Below are 11770 nucleotides of genomic sequence, written 5' to 3' on the forward strand. Positions count from 1 at the left end.
GTCTCGTGTTCACGGTGTCGAGCATGCCCGATGACGGTCGTGGGTACGAACGTCCACACCTCGGGCAGGTGGGAATCCATCGAAAGCGCAGGTCAAATACTATGCGGCACTAGCTAAATGGCATTGCAGCCGGGGGCACCCTCCGCCGCCCCTGCATGTCAGTGCGAGGTGAATCCACCGGCACTCAGCAAATGCGGGCCGACGCCGGGGCGCGACCGTGACCGCGTGCGTCGTACCGGCACCACGATGTGGACCGTCGGACAGAGCTTCCTCATCGACGGGCGACCTAACGAGAAGGCCGAAGCACCGACCGCAATGCCTGACACAAAAACTTGCCGACTGACTCATAGGTGTTCACCATCAACGTCAATCTTTGGGAATACGTTCAGCTCCCCCAGTACCCGCTGATAATCATCTATATAAAACATATCCATATTGTCTTTTGGGTCCCCGAACAATGCCAGCAGCTCGGCCAAAGCATCACGTTCGGCCGGGCTGACCAAAATTTTATGCTTCACAAGAGTGGCACAAAGATTATCGACCAACAAGGTCCACTCACCAACGTCGCTGAAAGATCGGAAATCAGCCAGCGTTTCGGGCCCAAGGCGGTCCGCGAACCGCTCAAGAAGTTGCCGGGAGCCATTGCTTAGCTTCGCGAATCTGGCCAACTGTTCCGGAGTGAACTGTCGCCTCTTGCGCTTAGAGCTAGGCCTTTCATCAGAATCCATGTGTGTCACCTAACTCTTATTTGATCGGGACGCCTTTTTCGTCATTCCTATAGACGCCGGGACCACTTACCGGATGGCCCGTCACGCCGAGTACGGCGCCGATGTCGCGAACCGGGACTCCGTCGGCGGTCAGTCGTCGCGCGGTCGCGGTCGCGACCTGCGCGGCATGAGCTTTCCTGGCGGGCAGCTTCTGCGCGTGCTCGCGAGACCTCTGCCGCGGCGGCCGTCACGTCGGTTTCGCCTACGCGGTGATCACGAGTTCGACAGTTTGAGGGAGCTACGTCGGCGATTGTGCAGATGTAGTCGGTTGCTTCCTTGGCGATGTCGGCGTAGCGACGTGCCTGGGTGAGCCCTTCGATATTGCCGTTGACACCGTCCAGCTGGGGGATTCGGATCATCCACCAGCGGTCGTCCCGGGACACGGCGATCTGGTAGGTGGTCATGCTTCCTCCGTGCATTGCGCCTGGCACAGGGCGACCGCCTTGTCCCGGTGACTGTGAGTTGTGCCCGGAAGCGACGGTCACTGTGACGGCTCCGTGTTTCGAGATCCACATGGTATGACTGCCCTTGCCTGGACGGCTGGTGAATACGGCTACAACGAGGCGTTTCCGGGTGTGCGCAAAGCCGTCGGCTCGGTGCCGGGGATTGTTCGAGGTCGGTAGCGTCTTGGGCATGGCAGGACGGAATGTGGTCGATCCCGCGCAGGTGCGGGCGGCGGTGTGGGCTGTGGGGGAATGGTTGCGCGATGCGGAGGTGGGGGCACCTGGGCGGGCCGAGATTGCGGCGGCGGTGCGGGGCACAGTTCGGGCGCTGGCCGCCGATGCGCCGGGGCATTCGGTGGAGGTGCGGGTGCCGCCGTTCGTGGCGGTGCAGTGCATCGAGGGGCCGCGGCATACCAGGGGGACGCCGCCGAATGTGGTGGAGACCGATCCGCGTACCTGGTTGCTGCTGGCCACCGGGTTGCTCGGGTTCGATGCGGCGGTGGATTCTGGGGCGGTGTCGGCGTCGGGGCATCGCGCCGGAGAGATCGCGGGGTGGCTGCCGATCGTCCCGTTGTCCGAGTGAGCCGCCGGGTGTCGCGAGTTCGGGAATCGGCGAAATTGGCGGGAACCGGCGAGGGGTGTGGTGCGTCCAAGTAAGCATGAGGCACCGCTGCATCACGGGGGAGAACCCCACCGCCGCCGGTCGATTGCCGGTCACGGTTCGGGTGGGTAGCGTGACGTGCCGACGGGGCGGGGACTTCCCGACGCAGGAAAAGATGGCTGTCGAGGAGGGCGTTGTGCGAGGTAGCCGGGTTGTGTCGACCACGCTGGGCGTGCTGTTGCTGGTCGCCGGGTGTGGGTCGGCGGGCGATGGGGACGCCGGCGGAGGTCAGGGCACGACGAGTGGGCAAGGGCTCGCTGCGGGTGTGCCTGCTGGGTTCGATCCGTGTAAGGACATTCCGAAGTCGGTGCTGGATTCGGAGCGGTTGCGGAAGGCTAGTTCGAACAACAACGCCGATTTCGACGGTGCGGGTGGGATCAAGTGGCGGGGGTGCAGTTGGGTGATGTCCGACGGCTATGCCGTAGGGATCACCACGACCAATCTGACAGTCGACAAGGTGCGGGCCAACACCAAGCTGACGGTTCGCGACGAATACGCCATCGGTGGGCGCACCGCGTTGGCGACCAGCAGCGCCGACCACAACAATCCCCGTTCTGTGTGCACGCTCAATGTCGCGATGCAGGGCGGGAGTATCGAGTTCTCACTGGATAATCCCGACTCGAACAGGTTGACCGGCCATCTAGACACGTGTGGTTTGGCGCGTGGACTTGCGGAAGATGTTGTTCCGTTGATTCCTGTCGGCGCGTGACCGGCGGACGACTGGACTCTTACATCAAGGGGGAACTGATCATGAGCGGTGACAGGCCGTTGCAGGACCTGCTGACCGAAGCGCAGGATGGCCGACTATCGGTGAGCTTTGGGGGCTCCGTTCGACTCGATGCCGAGGAATTCGTGTATATCGAACGGGAATGCCAGTCGTTCAAGGATTTGATTCGCGAGCTCCAGCGAACCGCGTCCGACATTTCCAAGCGCGAGGTGTGGGGCCTCGGTGAAGCGGTCGCCGAGCTGACATCAGCCAAGACCATGGTGAACAGATTCCGGCAGAAGGGCCAGGGCTCGGACAACAGCGTCCACGCCGTCCTCGAACAGCACTACCAGATCGTCGACGATCTCCAGGTCCTGCACCGCACGATCGCCCAGCGCTTCCAGGCCAGCGATGCCGAATTCGCTTCCCGGTACACCGAACTCATGGCCGAGACACCGCAACCGGGCACTCCCGGCGGCGGCGACACCCCGCAAGACCGAGCCTGAGGACGCGACATGGCATTCGAAGACCCCGCGATCGTGACGAAAGAGCTCACGTTCGAGTTCGCGCACTCGAAGATCAATGACGCGTTCAATCCGTTGCAGCCCAACGACAATGCCCTGGCAGCGGCGGGCCAGTACACCCAGATCGCCCAGAAATGGCGCCAGGGTGTCACCGATTTCGCCGCCCGGATGAACCGGGCGAGTACGGCGGCCTGGGAAGGTCAGGCAGCTGAGAAGTCGCGGACGGCGATCACCAACTACACCCAGCGGGCCACCGACCTGACGCCGGAGCTGGAAGCCCTGGCGAACCGGGTCAGTGAGACGGCGCAGGCGATCACCCTGACCAAGGACAACCTGCCCCCGGTGGTCGACAAGTTCAGCTGGGGTTCGCCCAGCACCTGGTTCGGACTCAAGGACGACGAGCGCGACGACGCGGAGGAGAAGGCCAGGCAGGTGATGAACGACAACTACCTGGTTCCGTTCACCGACGCCGACAAGATCGTTCCGAAGCTGTCGACACCGGTGAGCCCGACCAACCCGTTGTACGGGCCGGGCGACGACGACACCGGCGGCGCGGGCACGAACAACAACAACGGCACCGGCGGTGACACGTCCGGTGGCGCGACCGGCGGTGGTGACGATCCGGCCGCCACCGACCCGGCGACCACCGAGGACCCGACCGAAGAGGACCCCGGAACCGAGACCGACGACGGTACGGACGACGACTCGTCCGACGACGATTCCTCGGACGACGACAGCACCGACGACGACACCACCCCGAGCAGCGCCACGCCCACCGGCGATCCCACTTCCCCGGCGGCGACGTCCCCTACCGCGACCACGCCGACAACCGGTTCACCCGGCGGCGGCACCGGCGGCGGCGGTGGCGGGGCCGGATCGCCCGGCACCGGGCTGTCGGCACCGAGCCCCGGCCGCAGCGTCGCCGGCGCACCGGTCGCCGGCGTACCCGGCACCGCGGGAATCGGATCGGCCGCAGCGAGCGCGGGCCGCGCCGGTATGCCGGGCATGATGGGCGCGCCGGGCGCGGGTCGCGGCCGCGGTGGCGACGACGATGACGAACACAAGATCCCCGACTACCTGATCAACGCCGAGAACACCGAGGAACTGCTCGGCGAGCAGCAGCGAACCATCGCGGGCGGAGTGATCGGCGGCGACGCGCCCGCTGCGGCACCAGCTGCGCCCACCCAGCCCGAACAGCACTGAGCGAACCAGGAGTATTACCCAACCATGGCCGAATGGGTCTGGGAGCCAGATGATTTCGCGGCATTGTGGTACAGCGACGGCATCGATCGCTTCCCACGCCCGCTGCACTTCCTGAGTAAGTACCGCACGCTCGACGAGTACGAGGCGAATCGAGCCAGGGTCCGCGCCGCGCTCGACGAGGACTCCCACGAACTGATCCGGCTGGCGTTGCACACGCTGACCTTCGGGCAGTTCCGCATCGAGATCCGGGGCGGTTCGACCGCGACCGACCAGGGCGACCTGCGCGAGTACCGCATCGTCGGCGCGCAGAACCACCAGCACGGCGTGGTGCTGGCCCAGGCCACGGTCGACGACGTCGACGGCCCGATCCACGCCCGCCTCTTCCCCGCCGCCCAGCTACCGCAACGCCTCTCGGGCCGCGTTCCCACCTGCGCGCCCGGCACCCACCAGCCCCTCGCCGTCGACGCGGCAGACCTGCGATCCCCCGCCACCCCGCAGACCTACGCCGCACGCACCCCCAGGGAGCAGTACGAGGCACTGGCCAGACGCCCGATCGACGGCAGCGGCTATGCCCGTCTGCTCGTCGGCCACATCCTCGACCGCCCCGCCCCCTGGTTCACCACCCAATGGATCGACGTCACCGCCGACGGCCGCTACCTCCAACGCCGCACCCCCGACCGCGTCACCGTCCGCCCCGCCACCACCGCCGACCTCACCGCAGGCTTCACCAACTGGATCGACCGCGCCCACCGCCGCCTCCGCGAAGCCGAACCCGCCGATTGGTGATCGGCTCGATCCGGCCCGAATTCCCTACCGAAATACCGACACGACCGCGATCGCCGCCAGTATGCCGAGTATCGACAGCACGAAGTCGGCGTAACGCAGGTGGCGGTCCTGGACTACTTGCATGGAGTTGCAAGAAACCCACAAAATGGACTGTAGGAAACTGTCGGCGAATGCCAACCAGGTTCGGACCCTGGGCCTGCCCGCCCTGCTCAGCGGTCCTGTCGGGAAGCTGGGCGACGACAGGCGGACCCCGTTGCGCGGGAGGCGCCATATGTCGTCGAACGGGCGAATGACGTTGAAGGTCGTGCGAACCGATGCGCGTGCGTGGGCGGACGAGCATGCCAAGGAACTCGCCGGCGAGAAATTCCCCAAGTTCAGAAGTCCACGCTCCCCACCGGGTATACCCAGGCCCTTGTCCAGGCCGTTGAGGGCCGCGAACGGGGCGTGGCGCCGAATACCCTGGTGATCTGCGGTGCAGTCGTCATTCCGTCGCTGAGGGGGCGCGGATTCGCCGGTGAGGTGCTGATGGCTTTGCGCCGGACCGCCGAGGCTGCCGGGCTCAGCCGGGTGATCGTGCCGGTCCGTCCGACCGCGAAGGCCCTCTACCCGCTCACGCCGATCGAGAACTTCATGACGTGGCGCCGCGACGACGGAACAGCGTTCGACCCCTGGGTCCGCACCCATGAGCGCTTGGGCGCGAAAATCCTCGCAGCTGCCCCCAAGTCGCAGACGATGACCGGCACGGTATCCGAATGGGAAAGCTGGACTCGAATGCCGTTGCCGGAATCCGGTGACTACGTGATCCGGGGAGGACTGAGCGTGCTGCGCATCGACCGCTCCGCCGATCAGGGCGTCTACCACGAACCCAATATCTGGATGCGGCACGTCTGAAGCTGAAAGCGAACCAACCCCGATCGGGACCGTTAGCCGTCGACCATTCTCGCCTACCATGCGCTGCATTGCGGTTTTACTGCTTGACGGCATAGCTGCAGGCGAGGATCCTGGGGGTATGGGTATCTTTCGTGGATATGCGGCTATTCAGGGGCGGGGGACCGTCGCGCTACCGGCCGAGCTGCGCAAGAAGTATCGGCTGGACGAGCCGGGGGCGCAGCTGGAGATCACCGAGCGCGCGGACGGTGTCATCGAGCTGCGGCCGACCCTGCCGGTGCCCGTCGACGAGATGTGGTTCTGGAACGAGGGGCATCAGGCCGCCGAGCGTGAGGCCGAAGCGGATGACGCCGCCGGGCGGCACAGCACGTTCGGCGACGCCGAGGCATTGCTGGCACACCTCGATACCCTGGCCTCCGGTCCCGTTGAGGCGGTGGAGTGAAGTACCGGACGCTCGCTGCGTTCGACCGAGATTTCCAGCGGTTGCCCGCTGAGCATCAGCGAATGTTTCTGCAGGCCTTGCGCTTGCATTTCCTGCCGGCCATCGACGCCGGGGCGTTCAGCGGCGCGCCTGGATGGACTCGACGACTGCGGGTGCACAAGCTCGGCAATTGCGATGTCTACTCGTTGACGTGGAATTTCGCCTCGCCCGACGGTCGCGCGACGTTTCACCTGGACAAGACGGACGGGGGCGAGCCGATTCTTGTGTGGCGCCGGGTCGGCGACCATGGAATATACGACCGGCCGTAGCCGCGGGCGATGGGTGCCCGGTCGCGCTCAGGCGTCGGAGTTCTTCCGGTGTAGGCCCTTGTAGTCGTAGTAGCGGGTGATGGTGACGCCGCCGACGACGGCGATCGCGATGCCGAGCAGCGACATCCATATCCCGCGGTCGAGGCCTGCCTCGTAGTTGGCCTCGAAGTACAGGATGGAGCGGACGCCGAGGAAGACCTGGCGCATCGGCTCGAATTCGGCGAGCCAGACCATGTGGGGTGGGATGGCCTCGATCGGGACGGTGCCGCCGGAGGACGGCAGGCCGAGGATGACGAACAGGATCAGGTTCACCAGCAGGCCGGCGCTGCCGAGGGCGGCGAGCGTCATCAGACCGGTCCAGCCGACCGCGACCATCGCCAGTACCGAGAACAGGTACAGCGCGAGCGGGTTGCCGATGGGCATGCCGACGATCTTCGCCGCGATCATGAAGACTCCCGAGATGACCACCGCCGCCAGGGTCAGCACGCCCCATTTGAGGAGCAGGGTGTGGAAGCGGGAGATCGAGGCCGTCGGGTAGTGGACGAACCAGGGTCCGTATTCGGTGGGGACGAAGCCGAGCTGGGCGTCGACCATCGTGTGGATGACCATCGCGCCGACCATGCCGGCCAGCAGCAGGAGCAGGGCGTAGAAGAACGCCGTCAAGCCCTCGCCGGAGCCGCTGGGCAGCGGCCGGAACTGCTGGGACACCACCTCGACCGGGCTCTCCAACGTGAGCATCGCCGCGCCGGACACCTGGGGCGCCGGCGCGCCCTCCGGCGTCTGCGCGAGGGTGGCCTTCACCTGATCGGTCAGCTGGGCGCCGATCTGCTTGTCGACCTCGGCCAGTGCCTGGTCGCCGATGCGGTGCACGATCTGCACGCCGAACGCGCCCATCCCCGGGTTGGTCTGCAGGGTGATGATCGGCCGTTCCATCTCGCCGGGCACGATGCTGCCCGCCCCGAGAATGCCCAGACGTTTGCTGAAGTCGCCGGGGATGACGATGGCGCCGTAGACCTGCGCGTTGCGCAGCAACTGCTCGGACTCCGCCTTGCCGACGACGCGCAGGTTCACCTTGTCGGTGGGCACGTTCGCGACCAGCCCGTCGGCGACCTGCTTGCCGTAGTCGACCTTCTTCTGCTGGTCGCCGGAGCCGGTGACATCGCCGACATCCAGGTTGACCAGCGCGATCGGGAAATCGTGCAGGTTCTCCTCGGGATCGGCGACATAGCCGAGGTACATCACGCCGAGCAGCGCGGTGAGTGCCGTGAGCACCAGCGTGGGAATGACCACGATGTGGGACCAATGACGCCGATCGGGCGCAGGTGTGGCGAATATCGCTTCGCCCGTCCGTGCCTGTCCGGAATCTTTTCGCTCCGAACTGGCGTTTTCACTATCCGAACCAGCATCACCGGCTGCTTCGTGCCCGCTGTCGTCCGTCGTCACCTTGCGCACGGTAACAGCTCGCGGCGGCCGATCGGTGGGTACGCGAACAGGAGATTGCTGCCGGGATGCGAGCGCGCGTACAGCGCGTCCCTATTCACCCGTAGAATGACGGGTGCCCCCAGCCCGCCCGAACAGGGAGCAAACGGTGAATGACGCCGATCCGATGATCGACAGTACTTCCACACTTCCGGACGAGCCCGAAAACGAGCCCCGCGAGGAGTGTGGCGTCTTCGGCGTCTGGGCTCCCGACGAGGACGTAGCCAAGCTCACCTACTACGGCCTGTATGCGCTGCAGCATCGCGGGCAGGAGGCGGCCGGTATCGCCGTCTCCGACGGCTCCCAGATCCTGGTCTTCAAGGATCTCGGCCTGGTCAGTCAGGTCTTCGACGAGCAGACCCTCGGCGCGATGCCGGGTCATATCGCCGTCGGACACTGTCGCTACTCCACCACCGGTGGCGTCACCTGGGAGAACGCGCAGCCGATCTTCCGCACCACCGCCGTCGGCTCCGGCCTGGCCCTCGGCCACAACGGCAACCTGGTCAACACCGCCGAATTGGCCGGGCGCGCACGCGAACTCGGTCTGATCGGGGCAGGCGTGATCGACGGCCGCCCGCAGATGACCGGCGCCACCTCCGACTCCGACATCGTCACCGCCCTGCTGGCGCACGCCGCGGCGGACTCCAGCATCGAGCAGGCCGCGATGGAGCTGCTGCCGCAGCTGCGCGGCGCCTTCTGCCTGACCTTCATGGACGAGCACACCCTCTACGCCGCGCGTGACCCGCACGGCGTGCGCCCGCTGGTGCTGGGCAGGCTCGAGCGCGGCTGGGTGGTCGCCTCCGAGACCGCCGCCCTCGACATCGTCGGCGCCGCGTTCGTCCGCGAGATCGAGCCGGGCGAGCTGCTCGCGATCGACTCCGACGGCGTGCGCTCGATGCGCTTCGCCAACCCCGAGCCCAAGGGCTGCGTCTTCGAGTACGTGTACCTGGCTCGCCCCGACACCACGATCGCCGGGCGTTCGGTGCACTCGACCCGCGTGGAGATCGGCCGCAAGCTGGCCAAGGAGAGCCCGGTCGAGGCCGACCTGGTGATCCCGGTGCCCGAGTCGGGCACGCCCGCCGCGGTCGGCTACGCGCAGGGTTCCGGCATTCCCTACGGCCAGGGCCTGATGAAGAACGCCTATGTGGGCCGCACCTTCATCCAGCCGAGCCAGACCATCCGCCAGCTCGGCATCCGGCTCAAGCTCAACCCGCTGCGCGAGGTGATCCGTGGCAAGCGGCTCATCGTCGTCGACGACTCGATCGTGCGCGGCAACACCCAGCGCGCGCTGATCCGCATGCTGCGCGAGGCCGGTGCGCTGGAGATCCACGTCCGCATCGCCTCGCCGCCGGTGAAGTGGCCGTGCTTCTACGGCATCGACTTCGCCTCGCGCGCGGAGCTGATCGCCAACGGCGCGGGCGCCGACGACAGCTACGACGACATGGTCGAGAACGTGCGCCGTTCGATCGGCGCCGACACCCTCGGCTACATCTCCACCGAGGGCATGATCGCCGCGACCGAACAGCCCGCCTCGCGGCTGTGCACCGCCTGCTTCACCGGCGATTACCCGATCCCGCTGCCGCAGGAAGCGGCCATCGGCAAGAACGTGCTCGAGGGCATGCTCTCGGGTAAGCCCGAGGCGAAGCTGCTCGCCGAGAACGTCAACGCCGATGCGCTGAGCAGGCCGTAGCGCCGCATCGTCACCAGGAGGGGCCGGTCAGGATAAACCTGATCGGCCCCTTTTGTGCTGTGTACGTGAATAATTCCGGTAGCCGATAATTACGTAAGATTTGTTCATAACATCCCCGCAATTTTTCGATCGATTTGAAACTGGGCGGTAATGGTTCGCCTGTACGGTCCCCCGGTATATCGCTAGCTCACCGTGTTGTCGTCGCTCCTGTGATCCGGGTGCGGCGACGACGTGGCGTTCGAGAATGGGACCTGATGTTGAACAGTGCACTGAGCGTTCGCAAGAATCGCGCGAAACAAGTTGCCGCAGTGGGTGTCGCGGCTGTCGTCGCCGCCGCGCTGGCGGGCTGTGGTTCGGGCCGCACCGATGACGCGGGGTCCGGCGCGGGGCTGGTCGTCGGCACCACGGACAAGATCTTCTCGCTCGACCCGGCCGCCGCCTACGACAACGGCTCGCTGCTGGTGGAGAACCAGATCTATTCGTATCTGCTGAATTTCGCGCCGGGCGATACCACACCCAAGCCCGATGCGGCGGAGAAGTGTGAGTTCACCGCACCCACCGTGTACACGTGCAAGATCAAATCCGGGCTGACATTCGCCAACGGAAATCCGTTGACCGCCAAGAGCGTCAAGTTCTCCTTCGATCGAATGCTGAAGATCAACGATCCGCACGGTCCCGCGTCGCTGCTCGGTAATCTCGACAAGACCGATGTGGTCGACGATCTCACCGTCGCGTTCACGCTGAAGGTCGCCAACGATCAGACCTTCCCGACCATCCTGCCGACCCAGGCGGGCCCGATCGTCGACGAGAAGGTGTTCTCGGCCGACAAGGTGGCCACCGACGAGGAAGTCGTTGCGGCGAAGGGCTATTCGGGTCCGTACACGATCACCAGCTACGACAAGAACAAGCTGGTGGAGTACCAGGCCAACCCCGCCTATCAGGGCATCCTCGGCACGCCGAAGAACACCACGGTGTCGACGAAGTACTACGCCACCTCCGACAACCTGAAGCTGGACCTGCAGAACGGCGCGATCGACGTCGGCTACCGCTCGTTCACGCCCACCGACATCGACTCTCTCCGTGCCGATTCCAAGGTGAAGGTCACCGACGGCCCCGGCGGCGAGCTGCGCTACATCGTGTTCAACATGAACACCATGCCGGGCAACACCCCCGAGCAGAAGCTGGCCGTGCGCAAGGCGCTGGCCGCCTCGGTGGACCGGGAAGCGCTGGCCTCCTCGGTGTACAAGAACACCTATCAGCCCGCGTACGGCTATGTGCCGCAGGGCATGACGGGCGCGGCCGAGCCGTTGAAGCAGCTCTACGGCGCCAAGCCGGACAAGACACTGGCCGCGAAGTTCCTGGCCGACGCGGGCGTCGCCGCCCCGGTGACGCTGAACCTGCAGTACAACCCGGACCACTACGGCTCCAGCTCGTCGGAGGAGTACGCCGCGGTCAAGTCGCAGCTCGAGGCGTCGGGCCTGTTCAAGGTGAACTTGCAGTCCACCGAATGGGTCACCTACCAGAAGGAACGCGCCTCCGACGGCTACCCGATGTACCAGTTCGGCTGGTTCCCGGACTTCCCGGACGCCGACAACTACCTCTCGCCGTTCTTCGGGCCGAACAACTTCCTGCAGTCGCACTTCGAGAACCCCGGCATCAACGCCCAGCTGACCGCCGAGACCACCGAATCCGATCCGGCCAAGCGGATCGAGCTGCTGCAGAAGATCCAGACCGACCTGGCACAGAACTTCCTGCCCACGCTCCCGCTGCTGTCGGGTAAGCAGGTCGCGGTGTCCAAGCCCGGCGTCTCGGGTGTCGACCAGACCCTCGACGGCTCCTTCAAGTTCCGGTTCACGGTACTGAGCAAGTGAGT

The 11770-nt window shown here is 65.7% G+C and carries 12 protein-coding genes; 10 read left to right on the forward strand and 2 right to left on the reverse strand.

Annotation, left to right across the window (positions count from 1 at the left end; translation table 11 throughout):
• Window positions 1-344: 344 nt before the first annotated feature.
• Window positions 345-728: a hypothetical protein gene (locus ACFVAV_RS27800; protein WP_379038459.1), complete on the reverse strand. Its 384-nt coding sequence runs from the start codon at window positions 726-728 to the stop codon at window positions 345-347.
• Window positions 729-1400: 672 nt separating this feature from the next.
• Here ACFVAV_RS27800 and ACFVAV_RS27805 point away from each other — a divergent pair.
• From ACFVAV_RS27805 to ACFVAV_RS27840, 8 genes are all read left to right on the forward strand, one after another.
• Window positions 1401-1793 (forward strand): sterol carrier family protein, encoded by a 393-nt coding sequence (locus ACFVAV_RS27805; protein ID WP_379038460.1) that lies wholly within the window; start codon window positions 1401-1403, stop codon window positions 1791-1793.
• A 232-nt stretch (window positions 1794-2025) separates the two neighbouring features.
• On the forward strand, window positions 2026-2580 hold the full coding sequence (locus tag ACFVAV_RS27810; RefSeq protein ID WP_379038462.1) for a DUF3558 domain-containing protein: 555 nt from the start codon (window positions 2026-2028) through the stop codon (window positions 2578-2580).
• A gap of 41 nt (window positions 2581-2621) precedes the next feature.
• The gene (locus ACFVAV_RS27815; protein WP_379038463.1) at window positions 2622-3083 is read left to right on the forward strand and encodes a hypothetical protein; all 462 of its coding nucleotides are present in this window, start codon (window positions 2622-2624) and stop codon (window positions 3081-3083) included.
• A 9-nt stretch (window positions 3084-3092) separates the two neighbouring features.
• On the forward strand, window positions 3093-4304 hold the full coding sequence (locus ACFVAV_RS27820; RefSeq protein WP_379038464.1) for a WXG100 family type VII secretion target: 1212 nt from the start codon (window positions 3093-3095) through the stop codon (window positions 4302-4304).
• A 24-nt stretch (window positions 4305-4328) separates the two neighbouring features.
• Window positions 4329-5090, forward strand: coding sequence for an ESX secretion-associated protein EspG (locus ACFVAV_RS27825; RefSeq protein WP_379038465.1), 762 nt, complete (start codon window positions 4329-4331; stop codon window positions 5088-5090).
• Between the two features lie 324 nt (window positions 5091-5414).
• Window positions 5415-5981, forward strand: coding sequence for a GNAT family N-acetyltransferase (locus ACFVAV_RS27830; RefSeq protein ID WP_379038466.1), 567 nt, complete (start codon window positions 5415-5417; stop codon window positions 5979-5981).
• A gap of 118 nt (window positions 5982-6099) precedes the next feature.
• A complete protein-coding gene (locus ACFVAV_RS27835) occupies window positions 6100-6420 on the forward strand; it encodes an AbrB/MazE/SpoVT family DNA-binding domain-containing protein (protein ID WP_379038467.1) in 321 nt (106 codons plus the stop codon).
• Window positions 6417-6728: a hypothetical protein gene (locus ACFVAV_RS27840; RefSeq protein ID WP_379038468.1), complete on the forward strand. Its 312-nt coding sequence runs from the start codon at window positions 6417-6419 to the stop codon at window positions 6726-6728. Before ACFVAV_RS27835 ends, ACFVAV_RS27840 begins: the two co-directional genes overlap by 4 nt.
• 27 nt (window positions 6729-6755) lie before the next feature.
• Here ACFVAV_RS27840 and ACFVAV_RS27845 read toward each other — a convergent pair whose 3' ends face one another.
• Window positions 6756-8018: a YhgE/Pip domain-containing protein gene (locus ACFVAV_RS27845; protein WP_379038469.1), complete on the reverse strand. Its 1263-nt coding sequence runs from the start codon at window positions 8016-8018 to the stop codon at window positions 6756-6758.
• Window positions 8019-8334: 316 nt separating this feature from the next.
• On the opposite strand from ACFVAV_RS27845, the gene purF reads away from it, so the two are divergent.
• Both purF and ACFVAV_RS27855 read left to right on the forward strand, forming a co-directional pair.
• On the forward strand, window positions 8335-9897 hold the full coding sequence (gene purF, locus ACFVAV_RS27850) for an amidophosphoribosyltransferase (protein ID WP_379038569.1): 1563 nt from the start codon (window positions 8335-8337) through the stop codon (window positions 9895-9897).
• Between the two features lie 254 nt (window positions 9898-10151).
• The gene (locus ACFVAV_RS27855; protein WP_379038470.1) at window positions 10152-11768 is read left to right on the forward strand and encodes an ABC transporter substrate-binding protein; all 1617 of its coding nucleotides are present in this window, start codon (window positions 10152-10154) and stop codon (window positions 11766-11768) included.
• Window positions 11769-11770: the final 2 nt, after the last annotated feature.

The organism is Nocardia sp. NPDC057663, assembly GCF_042799895.1.
GTDB lineage: Bacteria > Actinomycetota > Actinomycetes > Mycobacteriales > Mycobacteriaceae > Nocardia.

Coding starts and splice junctions, on each gene's coding strand:
- ACFVAV_RS27800 (WP_379038459.1), bottom strand. CDS start 728: ATGGATTCTGATGAAAGGCCTAGCTCTAAGCGCAAGAGGCGACAGTTC.
- ACFVAV_RS27805 (WP_379038460.1), top strand. CDS start 1,401: ATGGCAGGACGGAATGTGGTCGATCCCGCGCAGGTGCGGGCGGCGGTG.
- ACFVAV_RS27815 (WP_379038463.1), top strand. CDS start 2,622: ATGAGCGGTGACAGGCCGTTGCAGGACCTGCTGACCGAAGCGCAGGAT.
- ACFVAV_RS27820 (WP_379038464.1), top strand. CDS start 3,093: ATGGCATTCGAAGACCCCGCGATCGTGACGAAAGAGCTCACGTTCGAG.
- ACFVAV_RS27825 (WP_379038465.1), top strand. CDS start 4,329: ATGGCCGAATGGGTCTGGGAGCCAGATGATTTCGCGGCATTGTGGTAC.
- ACFVAV_RS27835 (WP_379038467.1), top strand. CDS start 6,100: ATGGGTATCTTTCGTGGATATGCGGCTATTCAGGGGCGGGGGACCGTC.
- purF (WP_379038569.1), top strand. CDS start 8,335: ATGATCGACAGTACTTCCACACTTCCGGACGAGCCCGAAAACGAGCCC.
- ACFVAV_RS27855 (WP_379038470.1), top strand. CDS start 10,152: ATGTTGAACAGTGCACTGAGCGTTCGCAAGAATCGCGCGAAACAAGTT.